This is a genomic window from Mesorhizobium sp. M8A.F.Ca.ET.161.01.1.1 (genome assembly GCF_004792105.1).
Classification (GTDB): domain Bacteria; phylum Pseudomonadota; class Alphaproteobacteria; order Rhizobiales; family Rhizobiaceae; genus Mesorhizobium.
On record NZ_SRTD01000019.1, the window covers coordinates 48,657 to 67,029 of the forward strand.

An 18,373-nucleotide genomic window follows, 5' to 3' on the forward strand; every position below is an offset into this window, starting at 1 on the left:
TGGGCCGGGCGTGGGTTATCTCTCTCGGAGGCGTCAGGCAGGCTCCGCGAGCCGTCACCTGTGCACCAGGCCGTGAACTCATGCCGCATCTGACTTCGAATATTAACTGTCCTCCAAAGTTGGGCGTTGACGCCTCCTCTCCAGTAGAGTTAATAATCTCCTAATATAAGCATCTTCTAAATATCATGATCGGAAACCCGACGATTTAGAGGATGTAATTGGGGTAGGGAGACGTAGCGCAGCGACCAACGTCGTCGCCGCCGCCATCATGTGATCATCATCCGCTAGCTCCAGCCGGCATTTCTTGCCCGGCAGGCGCGCTGATGGCGCACTGCACTTCCAACCCAGTTGTGTGCCGATTTTTGGGATCGACGCCTGGACAGGGCGTGGTCGTGCAGGGCTGTCAACAAACAGGCGTAGGGGCGTCTGTCATAGGGAAAAGGGGTTGAAAAATGGCTACTCAGGTCACCGGTGCCGGCGGCACCACGACGTCGTTCTCCAATACACCGCAAGCGAACAATGACGTTTTCAATCTCAACGAGGATACGGTCGTCCTCGCTTCAGGTTCGCAAACCATCATAGTTCTCGATGTGATGGCGAACGATCAGGGTGGAAACGCGAAGTCCCTCTTTTCGGTGGACGATGGGATTTCCGCATCGACGGCCACGAAGCAATACGCCCCCATCGACCTGACGACTCAGGACGTTCAGGCGACCGGCATTTCCGCCTGGGAAAGCATCGGCGGCGGGGTTTCCATCCGCATCAACAACGGCAAGGTCGAGATGGACCTTAGTGTATATCTGGCGGCGCATGGCTTCGCCAGCCTGCAAGCCATGGGTGCGGGCGACCAGATCAACGAGACCTTCACCTATGCGATCAAGCTCGGCAATGGAACGCTGAGTTGGGCCAGCGTGTCGGTCAACATTCAGGGCACCAATGACGGTGCGATTATCACCGCCGCCCCGGGTGCTGACTTGACTGTGGTGGAGGCCGGCGGCGTTGCCAATGGCACGCTGAATGATCCCAACGCGCATGGACAGTTGATCATCACCGACCCCGATGTCGGCCAGGACCATTTCCAGGCTCCCCCAAGCCTTCAGGGCACTTATGGCACCTTCACCTTCAATACGACAACTGGTGTGTGGGCCTATACGCTGAACCAGACCCTTGCCGATCCGTTGACGCAGGGCCAGCATGTCACCGACACTCTGACGGTAAAATCGGCAGATGGAAGCGCCAGCTACAATATCGTCGTCAATATTGCCGGCACCAATGATGCGGCCGTTCTGTCGACCGATGTCCGGAACCTCACGGAAGGCAATACGCCGGCCGCGATCAGCACTTCGGGCACGCTGACCATCTCGGATGTCGACAGCCCGGCGACCTTCGTCGCCCAGGCCGCGACCGTTGGAACCTATGGCTCGTTCTCCATCGACAGTGCCGGTGCCTGGACCTACACGGCAAGCTCGGCCCACAACGAGTTCGCCGCCGGCACCACCTACACCGACACCTTCGATGTCGTCAGCGCCGACGGCACCCACACCTCGGTGACCATCAACATCGACGGCACCAACGATGCCGCCATCCTGTCGGCCGATGTGCGCAACCTGACCGAGACCAACTCGGCCACCGACATCTCGAGCTCCGGCACGCTGACCATCTCGGATGTCGACAGCCCGGCGACCTTCGTCGCCCAGGCCGGGACCGTTGGAACCTATGGCTCGTTCTCCATCGACAGTGCCGGCGCCTGGACCTACACGGCAAGCTCGGCCCACAACGAGTTCGCCGCCGGCACCACCTACACCGACACCTTCGATGTCGTCAGCGCCGACGGCACCCACACCTCGGTGACCATCAACATCGACGGCACCAACGATGCCGCCATCCTGTCGGCCGATGTGCGCAACCTGACCGAGACCAACTCGGCCACCGACATCTCGAGCTCCGGCACGCTGACCATCTCGGATGTCGACAGCCCGGCGACCTTCGTCGCCCAGGCCGGGACCGTTGGAACCTATGGCTCGTTCTCCATCGACAGTGCCGGCGCCTGGACCTACACGGCAAGCTCGGCCCACAACGAGTTCGCCGCCGGCCAGCATTACACAGAGAACTTCAACGTGGTCAGCGCCGACGGCACTCCGACCTCGGTGCATATCGACATCCTCGGCACCAACGATGCGCCAACGGTTGATCTCAATGGCGCGCTGGCCGGCACATCTACAAGCCTCAGCTACACTGCCGGATCGGCTGCGACCGCAATCGCTCCTACCGGAACAGTCGCCGATGTGGACTCCGCTGATTTCAACGGAGGCTCGCTGACTGTCTCGTTTACGGCAAACGGCACGTCAGCGGACCAATTGACGATCCAGAACCAGGGTACTGGCGCCGGTCAGATCGGGGTCAGCGGCAGCAATGTGACCTATGGCGGAACAACCATTGGAACGTTCACTGGCGGAACGAACGGGACGAACCTCGTCATCACCTTTAACGCCAGCGCCACGCAAGCCGCGGCGCAAGCGCTTGAGGATCACATTCGCTACTCTAATGCGACCAGTGCTACCACGACAAAGACAGTGACCTACACTCTGGTCGACGGGGATGGCACGGCTAGCGGCGGCACGGACACCGGTACGGCTACAGCGACGATCAATGTGACGGGCGGCGACACCACAGCGCCTACGGTCGTCATCTCGCACGACAACAACGGTGCCAAGCAGACGATTACCTTCACCTTCAGTGAGGCGGTCTCGGGCTTCGACATCAATGACATCGCGCTGGTAGGCGCAACTGCGACAGCCGGGACCTTCATACATGTCGGCATCGACGGCACCGGACACGACATCTACACCTTGGATGTTACGAAGCCAGTCGGCGGTGGCGCGCATACTGTCCAAGTCCTGTCCAGTGGCACCGGTACCTCATTCTGGACTGACATAGCCGGTAATCCTGGGATCGGCACTCCAGCTTTCAATCTACCCGCCGGCACCTCCGGCGAGCCCATCAACCTCGCCCTCACCGACCCCTCACATGAAGGCGCACTCATCACCGTTACGGTGAAGGACGTGCCCTCAGGCTGGACCATCGACGGCGCAACCCAGAATGCAGACGGCAGCTGGACGGTGCAGACCAACGACCTGCACGGGCTGACCGTGACCACCCCGGCAGACTTCACCGGGGCAGCCGTGCTCGACGTCCAGATGACCTGGATCAACGCAGACGGTACCTTGGGCAGCGCGTCGATCGCCGATAATGTCGAGGCCTACGCTCCGGGATCGCCGATCTTTGCCTGGTCCGGCGACGACGTGCTGACCGGCTCGCACGGCAACGACCTCTTCGTCTTCTCGCAGCCGATCGGCGCCGACACGGTGCACAATTTCGACGCTGCGGCCGACCAGATCGACCTCATCGGCTACAGTGGATTGGCAGACTTTGCCGACCTCCAGACGCACATCGCCGACGATGCCAACGGCAATGCGGTGATCGCGCTCGGCGACGGACAGTCGATCACGCTGGACGGCGTGCATTCGGGCGCACTCACGGCAAGCAATTTCGTCTTCGACCAGACACCGGTGGTCAACAATTCAGGCACCATGACGATCGGCGACGGCGCTCTGCTGCCGCTGAGCGGCATCATCAACAACAGCGGCCTGATCTCGCTCGACTCGACCGGCAGCGATACGCTGCTGCAGGTTATCCAGCACGGCGTGACCTTGCAGGGGGGCGGGCAGATCCTGCTCTCCGACAGCGCCGCCAACATGATTTCCGGCACAGGGCCGAATGTCACTCTCGTCAACGTCGACAACACGATCTCGGGCGCCGGCCAGCTGGGCGGCGGCATGCTCAGCCTCGACAATAGGGGGACCATCATCGCCTCCGGCTCGAATGCGCTGGTCATCGATACCGGAGGCAGTGTCGTCACCAACTCCGGAACGCTGGAAGCAACGGGTTCGGGCGGGCTGACGATCACCGGCGGCCTGGCGAATTCGGGCATGCTCTGGGCCAATGGCGGTGACATCGTAATCCATGGCCAAGTCACCGGCGACGGCGATGCCACCATCGGCAACTTGTCGAAGTTGGAGTTCGGCGGCGCCTCGTCGACGGACGTCACCTTTGGACACGACGCTGCCGGCACGCTGCAACTCGACGATTCCTTCGACTACAGCGGACGCATCGGCGGCATCACCAATGATGACCGACTGGACCTCGGCGATATCCTGTTCGGTGCGGGAACGACGGCCGTCTATCAGGCAAACCAGGATGGCAGCGGCGGAACGCTGACCGTTTCGGACGGCACCCATGGCGCCGCATTGCATCTGGTCGGCAGCTATGATGCGAACGCCTTCAAGCTTGCCGACGATGGCCAGGGCCATACCGTCGTTTCGTACAATCCGGCGGAATTCACGCTGACCGGCATCGGCAGTGGGGCGATTTCGAGCGACTTGGTGGTGTGAGCGAACAGGGCCGCCGGCTGCGGCGGCTCCCTTGACCTGACGAGTATCGAGTGGGGTTCTGGAAGTGGATAGCAAGTCTCGAATTGTGAAGGATGCGCTTCGGGCATGCCGCCGCTATTTCCTGGTTGCGGCGGCATTCAGCCTGGCGATCAACCTGCTTTACCTCGCCTCCCCACTCTACATGCTGCAGATCTACGACCGGGTTGTCACCAGCGGCAGCGAAACCACGCTGGTGATGCTGACCCTGGTGTTGCTGGCGGCGTTCCTTTCGCTGGCCGGTCTCGACCTTGTCCGCGCCTGGATCCTGACGCGTGCCAGCGCCCGGCTCGACCGGTTGCTCTCGGCAAGGATCCTCGCCGCGTCCGTGGAAACCCCATCGCCCGGCTCCTCGCCGAGCCAGCCGATCCGCGACTTCGATACGTTCAGGCAGGTCATCACCGGCAGCGGCATCCACGCCCTGTTCGATCTGCCATGGTCGCCCATCTACATCGGCATCATCTTCCTGCTGCATCCTTGGCTCGGCTTCTTCGCGCTCGGCTGCTCGCTGCTCTTGATCGGCATGGCCGTGCTCAACGAGTATCTCGTGCGCTCGCCGCTGAAGCAGGCCAACGAGCTGGCGACGAACAACTATAACTTCACCGAGATGAGTCTCAGGAACTCGGAAGTCGTTCGCGCCATGGGGATGATCGACGGTCTAATCCGCCGCTGGGGGCGCGACCGCAACCTGGCGCTGCGGCGCCAGGCGGAGGCAAGCGACCGCGCCGCCCTGATGTCGGGCCTTATCCGGTTCCTGCGGCTCACCATGCAATCGCTGATCCTCGGCCTCGGCGCCTATCTGGTGATCGAACGGCAAATTACCGGCGGCACCATGTTCGCGGCGAGTCTCCTGCTGGGCAGGGGGCTGCAGCCTGTCGAGCAGATCGTCGGCCTCTGGCGCAGCCTGATCCTGGCGCGGGCTGCCTTGGCAAGGGTCGAGAAGCTGGTCGACGGCGGCGCGCGCAACGAAAGGGCGTTCAACCTGCCCAAGCCCAGTGGCACGATCTCCGTCGAACAGGTCAGCTTTGCAATTCTCAGCCAGCAGAAGGTGCTTCTGCGCGAGGTGTCGTTTCGGCTGGAGGCTGGCGAGGCGCTCGGGATCGTTGGCCCCTCCGGCGCCGGCAAGTCGACCCTGGCGCGCCACCTTGCCGGCGTCATGCAACCCAGCCGAGGCACGGTCAGGCTGGATGGCGCCGACCTGTCGCAATGGGGGCACGACGCGCTCGGCGATCACATCGGCTACCTGCCGCAGGATATCGAACTCTTCTCCGATACGGTCGCCGCCAACATTGGGCGCTTCAAGACCAATGTCGACCAGGAGGTGATCGAGGCCGCGCGGCTCGCCGGCGTACACGAGATGATCATCCGCCTGCCGCAGGGCTACGAGACGCAGATCGGCGAGGGCGGCGCCGTGCTGTCGGGAGGATACCGGCAACGGATTGCTCTTGCCCGGGCGGTGTTTGGAACGCCGAAACTGATCATTCTCGACGAGCCGAGTTCCAACCTCGACGCCGATGGCGACCGCGCGCTGAGCGACTGCGCGATCGAGCTCAAGCGCCGCGGCAGCACGGTTATCATCGTCTCGCATCGTCCCTCGACCCTGGCGAATGTCGACAAGATACTTCTGTTGCGCGATGGCGCCGTCGAGGCGTTCGGCATGAGAAACGAGATCGTGGCGCTGCTCAACCAGCGCGCGGCTCCAATGGCGGTGGCGACCCAATGAGCCGTGGTCGGAGAGATCGATGAGCGACAGCGCCCTCACTTACCATAGCCTGCCCGGCGAGGCCGGCATCCTGGCTCCGGATTCCATCCGGGTGCCGGCCTATATCGGCCTGCTGATCATAATGGCCTTTTTCGGCATTTTCGGCGGCTGGGCAGCCTTTGCCCCTCTGAACGGTGCCGTGCTCGCCGATGCCATCGTCAAGGTGGAAGGCAATCGCAAGAGCGTCCAGCATTTCGACGGCGGTACGGTGAAGGAGATCCGCGTCAAGGATGGCGACGTCGTCAGGAAGGGCGACATAATGCTGAAGCTGGACGACACCAGGATTCGGTCCGAGTTCAATCTCTATGCCCAGCAATATGCGCTGTTGCGCGCAGCCGATGCCAGGATCCGTGCCGAACTGGACGGCAGCGAGGCTGTTGCCTTTCCCAAGGACATCCTCAAAGAGCACGAGGACTACCTCAAGGACGCAATGGCAAACCAGATCGCCGACCTGGAAAGCCAACGCGCCTCGATGGCCGGCGCCAAACAGATCCTTCAGCGGCGTATTGCCGAGCTCGAGGAGCAGATACGGGGCAAGCAGTCCCGAGTCGAATCCTACCAGGCCCAGCTCAAATCGACGATCGACGAGAAGGCCAGCCTGTCGAAGCTGCTCAAGGCCGGTTTGACGACCCGCCCACGCATCCTGGAACTGGAAAGGTCGGCCTCGGATTTGCAGGGCTTGATCGACGATAATCTCGGCGCCATCGGCGGCAGCCAACAGAGCAAAGCCGAACTCGAGAGCCAGATCGCACAATTGACCAATGAGCGCCGGACCAAGTTGTCGGCCATGTTGATCGATACGCAATCGAACCTGTCCGACCTCATACCCAAGATGTTCGCCGCCCAGGCTGCCATGGACCGGGCCGAGGTGCGCGCGCCCTATGACGGCCAAGTGATGGATCTAAGCGTTTTCTCGATCGGTGCGATCGTGGCGCCGGGCCAGACCATCCTCGACATCGTGCCGACCGAGAATTCGCTGATCGTCCAGGCACAGGTTCGCGTCGAGGATATATCGAACCTGCGTCCCGACATGGCCGCCGAAGTTCGTTTCACATCATACAAGCAGCGTTCGATACCCATCATTCATGGACGCGTCACCCGCATTTCGGCGGATCGCATCACCGACACCAAGACCGGCTTTCCCTATTATCTCGCGGACGTGGCGGTCGATCCGGTGGAATTAGCCGCGGCCCCACAGATCGCGCTTTATCCGGGCATGCCGGCGTCGGTCATGATCGTTACCGAGCAACGCACGGCACTCGACTACATTTTAGGCCCGCTGGTTGTGTCGTTCCACTCCGCGTTTCGCCAGAAATGACGGTTCAGTCCAACACCGCGCGCGGCGAGAACTCCCGACGCGGCGAGAACCCCCGCCGACCTGTCGTGGAAAATGCTTCTCTCCGCGTTGCGGCGCGTCTGGCCGTCTGGTGAAGAATCCAGGAGACCGTCGGATATAAGCGTGGACGTGTGTATGGTTGCGCGGTTCAGCCGCTTACCAAGCTCCACATCGAGGGCTGCATGCTGTCCCGGGTGATGTCGACCGTCGCAAGGGTGACAGGCAGCTTAAACCGCCGTGGGCCAGCGCTGCCCGGATTCAAATAGAGCACGCCATCCACTGTCTCCATGCTTGGCACATGCGAGTGACCGGACACGATCAAATCGATGCCCTGGGCAACCGGGTCGATCTGCAGCGTCTTGAGATCATGAAGCACATAGATTGCTCGCCCGGCGAGGCGGACGAGCTCGGTTTCCGCGTATTCCACTGCCCACCCACCGGTGTCCACGTTTCCTCTGATTGCGGTAACCGGTGCGATACCGCGAAGCGCTGCGATGATCTCAGGGCGACCGATGTCTCCTCCATGAATGATGTGGTCGACCCCGGCCAAGCAGCGCAGCGCCTGCGGCCTCAGCAGACCGTGCGTGTCCGAGATGATGCCAATTCTGAATGTCATGGCTCTGCCATCAGACGGTGAGGGTGCTCAAATCCGTTGCGACAAGGCTGTTCGTAAACGTCCGGACGGCTTCCGCGAGAATTTCGTCGTCGGGATAGCGGCCGGAGATGTGCGTAAGAACGAGTTGCTTTACATCACTGGTCGCTGCCAGCGATGCTGCCTCCGCGGCTGTCAGGTGTCCGTAGTCGCGCGCCATCGTTGCATCTCGTTCCAGGAATGTGGCTTCGATGACAAGCAGATCGGCGCCGCTCACCTTGTCGGCCAATCCATCGGTGGTTTCGGTGTCACCTACAATGACCAGCTTCTTGCCAGCCTCGGGTGGTCCGAGAACTGCTTCGGGAGCAATCGTCCTGCCGTCGGGGAGAGAAATTGAGCGGCCTTCGGCCAAGTCCTTCCGGATCGGGCCGTCTGGCACACCGAGAGCTGCCAAGCGGTCCGAAACGAGGTGACGACGCGCCGGCGTCTCGAAGACGAAGCCGTAGCTGTCGGTGTCGCGATGGCGAACTTGAAAGCAGTCGACCGTGAACTCATCCACGTCGAACACGCCTCCGGGCACAAGCGGCACCAGTTGCAGCGGGATCGGCGCGCGTCCCTCACCCCAAAGGCCAGCGAGCATGCGGGCGACGACCTCGAGAGTGTCGGCGCTGCCATGAATGGTCACAAGGTCCTCGCTCTGCCGGAGCCGCAGCGTCGAGAACAAGCCCGGAATTCCGAGCACGTGGTCGAAATGCGCGTGCGTGAGGAGCAGGCGATCAAGTCGCCTGAATCCGGCGCCGCTGCGCAGAAGCTGACGCTGGGTGCCTTCCCCGCAATCGACCAGCACCCGTTGACTGCCGGCTTCAACGAGCAGCGCCGGGTGGTTGCGCTCGGCCGAGGGCACGCTGGCCGAGGTGCCGAGGAAGATGAGCCTGAAGGTCATGCGAGCAGTCTACCTCGCGGGCAACGAGACCTCAAAGCCGGCGAAAGAGCGGTCCTGGATAGACTTAGCGTAAGCGGCGCAACAGTTGTTGGCGAACTTGCCGGCCGAGAACGCCGGTGGGAGGGATGCCGGTCGCGCGCTGCTCGAAGAAATTGGCACGCGACCGGTTCTCGGCATCGATCATACGGATCGTAGATCGATTACTGCTCCTTCTTGAACAAATCCTGGAAGATGAGCTGGCCCCAAATGCGGCCGCGTGCGTGCACCAGCGCGCCGCCCTCGTCGAGTTTTCCCAGCTTGACGGGTGCGAACCCGAGTTGTTTGGCCAAGGCCACCACGGGCGCGACCGCGTCCTCGTCGTCGCTTGACAGAAAGACGATCCGGTGCCCGCCCTCGACGATCGGATCGGCAGCCAGCGTGGCCGCAATCAGGTGATTGAAACCTTTCACGAACTTGGCGCCGCTGAACGCCTTGGCGACGAAGGCGGAGGACGGGAGACCGTCCAACTCTTCAGGGACTGGAAACGCGTTCATCGCGTCGATGACCGTCTTGCCTTTCCAGCTCGGCAGGGCCTTCGCAACCTCGCGGTGCTCCCCGAACGGGACCGCCAGGATGATTGTGTCGGCCTCGAGTGCATCCCGCAGCGACTTGGCGAGGACCGTGGGTCCAATTGCCCGAGCCTGCGGCGCCAACGCCTCGGGCGGCCGGCGGCTCGCGACGGTCACGTCGATGTTATTACGGGCGAAGGCGTGGGCGAGGGCCTGGCCTATCTTACCGAATCCTATAATCGCATAGCTCATGATGCTTCTCCGATCCGTGTTGGTATTGATTTCCCGGCCTCAACGGCGCTGGGTTATCCGTTCGCTGCATGGCGACGCGATTTCAGATGGCCGAGAAGCCTCCGTCGACGGACAACTCCAGCCCGTTCACGAAGCTCGAATCGTCTGAAGCAAGAAACAGCGCGGCCGTCGCAATTTCCTCAGGACGCCCCATCTTTCCCCGCGGGATCAGGGATTCGAACATCCGCTTCCCCTCCTCGTCGAGAACTTGGTCCTGCATCGGTGTGGCGATCGGCCCGGGGTGCAGCACGTTCACCCGGATATTCCTGCCCTTCAGCTCGTTGAGCCACCCGCGTGCGAATGCGTGCAACGCCGCCTTGCTCGCCGCATACACGCTGTAACCAGGAAAACCTTTCACCGAAGCAACTGATCCGGTCATGAAGATCGATCCGCCATCGTTGAACAGCGGCAACGCCTTTTGCACCGTGAACAGTGTGCCGCGCGTATTCAGGCCGAAGGTCGCATCGAAATGCTGCTCGGTAATCTCACCCAGTGGGACGGCTTCGCCCGTGCCGGCGCTCGCATACAGGACGTCGATCTTGCCCTTTTCCCGCTTGACCGTATCGAACAGGCGGTCGAGGTCGTCGAGATTGGCCGCATCGCCCCGCACGCCGGTCACGTTCCGGCCAACCAGCCTGATGGCCTCGTCGAGCGCCTCCTGCCTCCGGCCCGTGATGAAAACATAGGCGCCTTCTTCAACGAACCGTTTGGCGGTCGCCAGCGCCATGCCGCTCGATCCACCCGTGATGACGGCAACCTTACCTTCAAGCTTTCCCATGATTTTTCCTTTCAGACTCCAACTTTGGTCGTTCGGGGAGGCCCCCGAGACCCTCAAGATGGGTCCGCTGCAGCCAGGCATTGAGTGCGGAAACGCGCACATCGGTGGTGCAAAATCGATCCGGCTGAATGACTGATGCCAGCCGCGGCGATCGGTGTCTGCCGTTGGGAATTGGGCCGCGCCCGGCGACATAGGCTATGATGACGGCCGTACTGCTGTACGATGGCGTTGGACACGGGCTTTGTAAGGCGCACCGCGCGGTGCGGGATTGCACCATGATCGACTGGGATGACGTTCGCTACTTTCTTGCCGTCGCGCGCGGAGGCTCGGTGCGGGCTGCCGCCGAGGGCCTCGGGGTGTATCACTCGACCGTGCTGCGACGCATCGCACAGCTCGAGGAACGCCTCGGGGCGCAGATGTTCGAAAAGCTGCCTTCGGGCTACCGCCTGACGGCTGCGGGCGAAGAGGTCCTCGAGCTCGCGAACCAGATGGAAGCGTCGTCGCACCAGCTGGAGACCCGCGTCTTCGGTCGCGACCAGAGTGTGCGCGGGCTTCTTCGGGTGACGCTGGCACCGCCCCTCGCGACTCACCTGCTCATGCCGGACTTCGCCGATTTCGCGCGTCTGCATCCCGACATCGAGATGGAAATCTTGTCGGTCGGCGAGCTGGCAAATCTGACCAACCGAGAGGCCGACGTGGCGATCCGTGTCGTCTACGACCGCAAAACCCTGCCGCTCAATCTTCACGGACTGAAGGGACCGGAGCTGTTCGGCGGCGTCTACATCTCCCGCGATCGACTGGCCGCGTGGCGTGCGGGCGCGCCGGATCCCATCCGGTGGATCGTCATAAGCATTCATGGAATACCAGACTGGGCCAGCGAGGGTGAGGTTCGCACAACGGGGGTTCCGTTCAGGAACACGGACGGCGAGGCGCAGATCGTTGCCGTACGGCAAGGGCTCGGGATCACGACGTTGCCGTGCTTCGTCGGAGATGCCGACCCCCTACTGGTGAGGGTGCCAGGCACCGACCTGCACATGTACGGAACGCTCTGGCTTCTCACCCAGGGGGAGACACGCAAGACGAAGCGCGTGCGGCTCTTCACGGAGTTCGTATCCGGCAGGCTCGCCGCGTACGCTCCGCTCCTCACGGGGCTGTCCATATCGCGCGACTGACGCCCGGCAGGTCACTGGCGACGCTTGCCGCAATCAGGTCGGAAGCCGAGCTGCGAGCGCCTGAAGCGGCGGTTCCGTTCGCGGCGATGGCTTTCCCGATCATCGAAAGCCGCCTGCAGTGGCCGCTTGCACCAACAAGATCGTCGTGGCTGCCAATCTCGACGATGCGGCCATGATCGAGGATCAGGGTATCCGGCAAAGCTACTCGTTCAGGCGACCCGCGGCTTCGATCTGCACCGGGATCTGGTACATCAATCGCTATCGCGCGCAATTAGCTCCAGCGGCCAGACCTCGCGCATGATACGTGGACCCTCCGGGCCGGCGAAGGCAGGAAGCGACGCCAGCAGCATTTCGGCGAGCCGCCGTCCCATCGGCTGCAGCGCCGGGCGGAAAGCAGTCAGCGCCGGCGAGAAATAGCGGCAGAGCGGCGTATCGACGATGACGGTCACCGCCATGTCGTGACCCGGCTTGATCCCCATCTCGGCCAGCGCCTTGCATCCCCCTAGCGCCATTGCGTCATTGTTGAAGATGATGGCGGTCGGCGGGTCCTTGCGGCGCATCACCCGCGGGGTCACTTCGTAGCCACCGGCCTCGTTGATGAAGCCGTCGGCAATCAGGTGGGGATCGACCGCGATGCCATGCCGGCGCAAGGCCTTGCGGTAACCGTCGAGGAACAGATAGCCGAAATTCAGATCGAGCGATGGGCGGATGGCAGCGATGCGGCGGTGGCCGCGCTCCACCAGCCGGTCGACCGCGTCGGCGCCTGCTTTTTCGAAATCGAGATCGAGCGAGGGGTAGGCCTTGCCGCCGGAGCGGCTACGGCCGAGCGTGGCGAAGGGGAAGCCGGCCTGGGTGAGATAGTCGATGCGCTCGTCCTCGCGCCGCGTCCAGGCCAGCACCACCGCATCGGCACGGCGCGTCTCGACGACACGCCGCAGGCGCTCCTGCTGATAGTCGCCCGGCGCGCCCATCACCACGATCAGGTCCAGTCCGCTTTCGGCGAGCCGGCCCTGCAACCCAGTCAGGAACGGAATGAAGAACGGCTCGCCATATTCCTGGTCGCCCGGATGCGGCTGCAGCATGAAGGCGATCGAGTGGGTAGCGCCTTGCCTGAGACTGCGGCCGGACTGGTTCGGCGAATAGTTGAGAGCCCTGGCCGCCTCGAGAACGCGCTGGCGCGTGTCGGCATTGACGTCGGCGCGGCCGTTCAGTGCCCGCGACACCGTGCCGATCGAAATGTTCAGGTGACGGGCAAGGTCGTGAATGCTGGACGCCAAGTGACTGTTCTCCCCTTGCTTGGCTAGCACCGGTGGCCGCCCGGGCCAAGGCGCAACGACGATTTTCGCCGGCGGCCGATTGACATTCTACGCCTTCGGGTGTGTTCTCGTAAACGTTTACGGAAAAACGTTTACGGTCACGCCGTGAATGCCGGAACGATCGGCCTGGAGGGGCCGAGAGGAGGAGAGCTGGATGATCGACGCCGTTCTTGTCGGCTGCGGAGCGATGAGCAAGGCCTGGCTCGATGCCGCGCGGCAGATCGACGGGCTCGCCATTGTCGGCCTTGTCGACCTCGATGCCGACAGGGCGAAGGCGAGGGCGCGCGAATACGATCTCGGTGGTGCCGTCATCGGCACCAGTCTCGACGCCGTGCTCGACCAGACCCGACCGCAAGCGGTGTTCGATGTGGTGGTTCCCGCCGCCCGGCGCGACGTTGCGTTTTCCGCCTTTGCCCATCATTGCCATCTGCTGACGGAAAAGCCGCTCGCCGATAGCCCGGAGAATGCCCGCGCCATCGTCGAGGCCGCCCGCCAGGCCGGGCGCATCCATGCCGTCGTCCAAAACCGCCGCTACGTCGCCAATGTCCGGCGCATCCGGAGGTTTCTGGACTCCGGCGCCATCGGTGCCGCGACCAGCATCCACGCCGACTTTTTCGTCGCACCGCATTTCGGCGGTTTTCGCGAAGAGATGGCGCACGTGCTGCTGCTCGACATGGCGATCCACACATTCGACGCCGCCCGCTACATGGTCAATGGCGAGCCGGCCGCGGTCCATTGCCAGGAATGGGAACCGGCCAATTCCTGGTACCGACAGGGCTCATCGGCCAGCGCTGTCTTCGATCTCGGCGGCGGCAAGGTCTTCACCTATGCGGGCAGCTGGTGCGCGGCCGGCTTCCGCACCAGTTGGGAGGGCAGCTGGCGCATCGTCGCCGAGCGCGGCAGCCTGATCTGGGACGGCCATGACGGGTTGAAGGCGGAAGTGGTGATGCCGGGCCGCGACGGCATGTTCGACAAGATCCAGCCAATCGAGGTGCCGGCGCTCGATCCCGCCGACCGCATCGACGGCCATCTCGGCATCATCAGGGATTTCATGCGCGCCATCGAGACCGGCACAGAACCGGAAACGCGCGGCGCCGACAACATCAAGAGCCTGGCCATGGTCTTTGGCGCCATCGAAAGCGCCGAAACCGGACGTCGCGTGATGATCGCAAAGGAAGCACAATGATGCCAAACCCGCTTCTCGACATCAGGATCGGCACCATGGTGCGGGCCAACCTCGACGACCCGGCCGCCTACATCAAGGCAATCCTGCCGCTCGGCTTCGAGAGCATCCAACCCTTCTTCTGGCAGACCCTGGGTGGCAAGGACCTACCCCGGCTGGCCGGGCAGATCCGCGAGGCGATCGGCGATGCCGATGTCACGGTGTCCTCGATCGGCGTGTTCGGCAATCCGCTGGAGGGCGGCGATGTCGACCGTGGCGTCCTCCAGGCCTGGGAGACGGTCATCGACAATGCCCATTTGTTCGGCGCTTCGATGGTCTGCGGCTTTACCGGCCGGCTCCGCGGTAAGCCGCTGACAGACAGCCTGCCGCGCTTTCGCGAGGTGTGGGGGCCGCTGGCCAGGCGAGCCGCCGACAAGGGCGTTCGCATCGCCTTCGAGAACTGTGCGATGGACGGCAACTGGGCTGCCGGAGACTGGAACATCGCCCACAATCCGGACGCCTGGGAGCTGATGTTCAACGAGTTGCCTGACGACAATCTCGGCCTCGAATGGGAGCCTTGCCACCAACTCGTCTATCTGATCGATCCGATGCCACAGATCCGCAAATGGGCGCCGCGCATCTTCCACGTTCATGGCAAGGACGCGACGGTGCGCTGGGACGTCATTCGCGAGCACGGCGTGTTCGGCCGCCTGCCGTTCGTGCAGATGCGCACGCCGGGCTTCGGCGACAGCGACTGGACGCGGGTGATCAGCGAATTGCGGCTGGCCGGGTACAAAGGCGCCATCGACATCGAAGGCTGGCACGACCCGGTCTATCGCGGCGACCTCGAGATCACGGGACAGGCACGCGCCCTGGAGTATCTCAAGCTATGCCGGGGAGGTGCGAGCTACCTGCCAAATCCGGCGTGAGGACCGGCCGGCGGGAGGAGCCGGCCGCAAGTGGTACTGCCAAGGCAATCGTTCGAAAAGGCCCTCGGCTGACGAGGGAAACAATGGGAGGAACGTGCATGAGCATCGCGACCAGAACGACACTTCTGCGCACGACCGTCGTGGCGACGGCCACGGCGCTTGCCGCCGCAATCTCCACCTTGCCGGCGCAGGCGCTCGACGCCCAATGGTGCAAGGACGTCCACATCCGCTTCTTCGTCGGCGGAGCCGAGGGCGACGCCTTCGGCACAATCGTCTACAATGGCGCCAAGCAGGCCGCGGCCGATCTCGGGCCGAAGGTCGACTACATCTTCTCCCAGTGGGATGCGGAGAAGATGGTGCAGCAATTGCGCGAAGCGGTCGCGGTCAAGCCCCAGGGCATCGCCATGATGGGCCATCCGGGCGATGCCGCGATCATGCCGCTCGCCGAAGAGGCGCATAAGGACGGCATCAAGATGATGTACCAGAACGTCCCGGTGCCGAAGGTGACGGCGGCGTTCGGCGGCGGCTATGTCGGCGCGCAGCAGGAACAGCAGGGCCGCGCGCTCGGCGCCGAAGCGTTCAAGCTCGGCAAGCTCAAGGCCGGCGACAAGGCAATCATGATCGGCCCGTTCGAGAACGAGAACCGCGGCGCGCGCGAGCGCGGCACGGTGGCGGCGCTGAAGGAAGCGGGGGTCGAGGTCATCCAGCTGTCCTCGCCGCCGAGCGGCGAATGGGCGTCCGACCCCAACCTCGCCATTCCGGTGATCACGGCGGCGCTCCTCAATCACCCCGACATCAAGGCGGTCGGCTATCCCGGCGGACAGATGCTCGGCAATGTCTCCACCTACATGCAGGCGGCGGGGCGCAAGCCCGGCGATATCTTCAATTTCGGTTTCGACACCAGCCCGCAGATCGTCGAGGGCTTCAAGGGCGGCTGGGTGCAACTGACGGCCGACCAGCAGCCATTCCTGCAGGGCTATCTGCCGATCCTCAGCCTTTGCCAGCAGGTGGTGCTGGGTCTGGCGCCGATGAATGTCGACACCGGCGCCGGTTTCGTGACGCCCGAAAATTACGCGATCGTCGCAGAACTCGCCAAGCAGGCGCTGCGCTGACCTCCCAAGCCGCCGGCCGGGATCAGGCCCCGGCCGGCGGCACCGCCGGCGAGAAGGCCGGTGCGAGACAATCAAGCGAGGATCCGATGGCCGAACGTCTCATAGAACTGCGCGATATCGCCAAGTCCTACGGCCACGTCTATGCACTTGGCGGGGTCAATCTCAGCGTCGACCGCGGCGAGGTGGTCGGCCTCATCGGCGACAACGGCGCCGGCAAGTCGACGCTGATCAAGATCCTCTCCGGCGTGGTCAAGCCGACCAGCGGCGAGATCCTCATCCGCGGCAAGCCGGTGACCGGTTGGAATGCGGCACGTTCGCGCGAGGCCGGCATCGAAACGGTGTTCCAGGACCGGGCGCTGGCCGTACAGCAGACGATCGTGCGCAACATCTTCATGGGCCGCGAACTCACCGGTTTTCTCGGCTGGCTGAAGGTCAGCAAGGAAATCGATGAGGCGAGTCGGCTGATGCGCGAGATCGGCTTCACCTCGAAAGTATTCACGCCGCACTCGATCGTCGGCCAGCTGTCGGGCGGCGAACGCCAGGGCGTGGCGATCGCGCGCGCCATCTACAAGCAGGCGGAACTGATCGTACTCGACGAGCCGACGACGGCGCTGTCTCTGACCGAGACCGCCAAGGTCTTCCATTTCGTGCGCCAAGTGCGGGCAAGCGGTCGCTCTATCCTGTTTATCGGCCACAACATCCATCATGTCTTCGACATCGCTGATCGCTTCGTGGTGCTGGATCGCGGCAAGGTCGCGCTCACCGCCGACCGGAGCGAGGTCAAGTCGGCCGAAGACCTCATCAATTTCATGGAAGACGTCGCGCATCCGGGCGGGTTGGCCGGACTGCACGACACCGGCGACGCGGAGCAGAGAGCACGATGAGCAAGACCATGGAGCCCGATCTGCACGAGCCGTCGGCTGGCATCTCCCGCCAAGGCAGTTCCCGGAACGAGTGGAAGCACCCGTCCGACCACTGGCTGCGCGGCTTCGTCCTCGACAATCGGGCGTCGCTTGGCACGCTCGCCGTGTTCATCGTCATGATGGCGGTCTTCATGATCGCCAACCCGACGGTCTTCACAACCTGGTATCTCTACAGCGCCGTGCTCACCACGCTTCCCGTGGCGCTGTTCGTGGTCGTGCCGCTGGTCTTCGTCGTCACGTGCGGCGAGATCGACCTGTCGTTTCCCGCGACGATGGGTTTCGCCTCCTGGGTTTTCGCGCTGGTTGTGCAGGCCGGTTATGATCCGTTCCTCGGCATTGCGGCAGCGCTGGTCACGGGCACGCTGCTTGGTTTCCTCGTCGGGTCGTTGGTGGTCTATGGCGGGCTGTCGTCGCTGATCGCCACGCTCGGCATGAATTTCCTGCTGCGCGGCCTGATCCAGATCATCAATGAGGGCAGATCGACCTCGCTGACCAGCCTTGCCGACAGCTGGGCCTACCGGATCTTCTCCAGCCAGATCTGGGGCATTCCGGTGCAGATTTTTTGGGCGATCGCCTTCGTCGTCTTTTCGGCGATGCTCTACAACCGCCACCGCTTCGGCGCGCAGGTGAGGGTGGTCGGTGACAATCCCGACAGTGCCCAGCAGATGGGCATCGACGTCAAGCGCGTGCGGGTGAAAGTGTTCGTCTTCGTCGGCATCGGGGCCGCGATCGCCGGCACGTTCTCCGTAATGATCAACTTCACCTGGTGGCCAACGGCCGGCGACGGTTATCTCTTGCCGGTGCTGGCCTCGGTGTTCGTCGGCGGCACGCCGACCTGGGGCGGCATCGGCACGGTGGCCGGCGGCGCGATCGGCGCCGTCACGGTGTCGTTTATCCAAACCGGCGTCGTGGCGGCTGGCCTGAGCGGCTTCTACGTCCAGTTCTTCAACGGGCTGATCATCATCCTTTCGCTGCTTGGCCACAAATGGAACCAGGCACGGTATCGGTGACACGATCAGCTT

14 protein-coding genes are annotated in these 18,373 nt (G+C 63.2%); 9 read left to right on the forward strand and 5 right to left on the reverse strand.

The features are described from left to right. The first annotated feature begins 452 nt into the window (after window positions 1-452). From EN804_RS29640 to EN804_RS29650, 3 genes are all read left to right on the forward strand, one after another. On the forward strand, window positions 453-4,451 hold the full coding sequence (locus EN804_RS29640) for a VCBS domain-containing protein (RefSeq protein ID WP_135921903.1): 3,999 nt from the start codon (window positions 453-455) through the stop codon (window positions 4,449-4,451). 64 nt (window positions 4,452-4,515) lie between these two features. Next, window positions 4,516-6,210: a type I secretion system permease/ATPase gene (locus EN804_RS29645; RefSeq protein ID WP_127870428.1), complete on the forward strand. Its 1,695-nt coding sequence runs from the start codon at window positions 4,516-4,518 to the stop codon at window positions 6,208-6,210. Window positions 6,211-6,229: 19 nt separating this feature from the next. Beyond that, on the forward strand, window positions 6,230-7,567 hold the full coding sequence (locus EN804_RS29650) for an HlyD family type I secretion periplasmic adaptor subunit (RefSeq protein WP_135864900.1): 1,338 nt from the start codon (window positions 6,230-6,232) through the stop codon (window positions 7,565-7,567). A 166-nt stretch (window positions 7,568-7,733) separates the two neighbouring features. Here EN804_RS29650 and EN804_RS29655 read toward each other — a convergent pair whose 3' ends face one another. The 4 genes from EN804_RS29655 to EN804_RS29670 form a co-directional block, all read right to left on the reverse strand. After that, the gene (locus EN804_RS29655) at window positions 7,734-8,201 is read right to left on the reverse strand and encodes a metallophosphoesterase family protein (RefSeq protein WP_135864903.1); all 468 of its coding nucleotides are present in this window, start codon (window positions 8,199-8,201) and stop codon (window positions 7,734-7,736) included. Window positions 8,202-8,211: 10 nt separating this feature from the next. Beyond that, complete coding sequence (locus EN804_RS29660; RefSeq protein ID WP_135864905.1) at window positions 8,212-9,120, reverse strand: MBL fold metallo-hydrolase; 909 nt, start codon at window positions 9,118-9,120, stop codon at window positions 8,212-8,214. Window positions 9,121-9,320: 200 nt separating this feature from the next. Continuing rightward, window positions 9,321-9,920, reverse strand: a complete 600-nt coding sequence (locus EN804_RS29665) for an NAD(P)-binding domain-containing protein (RefSeq protein WP_246693504.1) — start codon at window positions 9,918-9,920, stop codon at window positions 9,321-9,323. Window positions 9,921-10,002: 82 nt separating this feature from the next. Beyond that, window positions 10,003-10,737, reverse strand: coding sequence for an SDR family oxidoreductase (locus EN804_RS29670; protein WP_135921905.1), 735 nt, complete (start codon window positions 10,735-10,737; stop codon window positions 10,003-10,005). A gap of 275 nt (window positions 10,738-11,012) precedes the next feature. Here EN804_RS29670 and EN804_RS29675 point away from each other — a divergent pair, with 275 nt between their 5' ends. Continuing rightward, window positions 11,013-11,909 (forward strand): LysR family transcriptional regulator, encoded by an 897-nt coding sequence (locus tag EN804_RS29675; RefSeq protein WP_135921906.1) that lies wholly within the window; start codon window positions 11,013-11,015, stop codon window positions 11,907-11,909. A 251-nt stretch (window positions 11,910-12,160) separates the two neighbouring features. On the opposite strand, the gene EN804_RS29680 is transcribed toward EN804_RS29675, so the two are convergent. Then, window positions 12,161-13,186, reverse strand: coding sequence for a LacI family DNA-binding transcriptional regulator (locus tag EN804_RS29680; protein WP_135921907.1), 1,026 nt, complete (start codon window positions 13,184-13,186; stop codon window positions 12,161-12,163). Between the two features lie 193 nt (window positions 13,187-13,379). Between EN804_RS29680 and EN804_RS29685 the strand changes: the two genes are divergently transcribed. The 5 genes from EN804_RS29685 to EN804_RS29705 all read left to right on the forward strand — a co-directional run bounded on the left by EN804_RS29685 (window position 13,380) and on the right by EN804_RS29705 (window position 18,361). Further along, window positions 13,380-14,411: a Gfo/Idh/MocA family oxidoreductase gene (locus tag EN804_RS29685; RefSeq protein WP_135921908.1), complete on the forward strand. Its 1,032-nt coding sequence runs from the start codon at window positions 13,380-13,382 to the stop codon at window positions 14,409-14,411. After that, window positions 14,408-15,316 carry a sugar phosphate isomerase/epimerase gene (locus tag EN804_RS29690; protein WP_135864922.1) on the forward strand — a complete coding sequence of 303 codons (909 nt, stop codon included), beginning with the start codon at window positions 14,408-14,410 and terminating at the stop codon, window positions 15,314-15,316. Before EN804_RS29685 ends, EN804_RS29690 begins: the two co-directional genes overlap by 4 nt. A gap of 98 nt (window positions 15,317-15,414) precedes the next feature. Next, window positions 15,415-16,428 carry a substrate-binding domain-containing protein gene (locus tag EN804_RS29695; protein WP_135921909.1) on the forward strand — a complete coding sequence of 338 codons (1,014 nt, stop codon included), beginning with the start codon at window positions 15,415-15,417 and terminating at the stop codon, window positions 16,426-16,428. 86 nt (window positions 16,429-16,514) lie between these two features. Next, window positions 16,515-17,312, forward strand: coding sequence for an ATP-binding cassette domain-containing protein (locus tag EN804_RS29700; protein WP_127275495.1), 798 nt, complete (start codon window positions 16,515-16,517; stop codon window positions 17,310-17,312). Next, the gene (locus EN804_RS29705) at window positions 17,309-18,361 is read left to right on the forward strand and encodes an ABC transporter permease (RefSeq protein WP_127275494.1); all 1,053 of its coding nucleotides are present in this window, start codon (window positions 17,309-17,311) and stop codon (window positions 18,359-18,361) included. The genes EN804_RS29700 and EN804_RS29705 overlap by 4 nt, the downstream gene beginning before the upstream one ends. The last annotated feature ends 12 nt before the right edge of the window (window positions 18,362-18,373 follow it).

Bases quoted from the DNA above. Each gene is read 5' to 3' on its own strand.
- EN804_RS29670 (WP_135921905.1), bottom strand. From the start codon at position 10,737: ATGGGAAAGCTTGAAGGTAAGGTTGCCGTCATCACGGGTGGATCGAGC.
- EN804_RS29640 (WP_135921903.1), top strand. From the start codon at position 453: ATGGCTACTCAGGTCACCGGTGCCGGCGGCACCACGACGTCGTTCTCC.
- EN804_RS29665 (WP_246693504.1), bottom strand. From the start codon at position 9,920: ATGAGCTATGCGATTATAGGATTCGGTAAGATAGGCCAGGCCCTCGCC.
- EN804_RS29675 (WP_135921906.1), top strand. From the start codon at position 11,013: ATGATCGACTGGGATGACGTTCGCTACTTTCTTGCCGTCGCGCGCGGA.
- EN804_RS29695 (WP_135921909.1), top strand. From the start codon at position 15,415: ATGAGCATCGCGACCAGAACGACACTTCTGCGCACGACCGTCGTGGCG.
- EN804_RS29660 (WP_135864905.1), bottom strand. From the start codon at position 9,120: ATGACCTTCAGGCTCATCTTCCTCGGCACCTCGGCCAGCGTGCCCTCG.
- EN804_RS29705 (WP_127275494.1), top strand. From the start codon at position 17,309: ATGAGCAAGACCATGGAGCCCGATCTGCACGAGCCGTCGGCTGGCATC.
- EN804_RS29655 (WP_135864903.1), bottom strand. From the start codon at position 8,201: ATGACATTCAGAATTGGCATCATCTCGGACACGCACGGTCTGCTGAGG.
- EN804_RS29690 (WP_135864922.1), top strand. From the start codon at position 14,408: ATGATGCCAAACCCGCTTCTCGACATCAGGATCGGCACCATGGTGCGG.
- EN804_RS29700 (WP_127275495.1), top strand. From the start codon at position 16,515: ATGGCCGAACGTCTCATAGAACTGCGCGATATCGCCAAGTCCTACGGC.
- EN804_RS29650 (WP_135864900.1), top strand. From the start codon at position 6,230: ATGAGCGACAGCGCCCTCACTTACCATAGCCTGCCCGGCGAGGCCGGC.
- EN804_RS29685 (WP_135921908.1), top strand. From the start codon at position 13,380: ATGATCGACGCCGTTCTTGTCGGCTGCGGAGCGATGAGCAAGGCCTGG.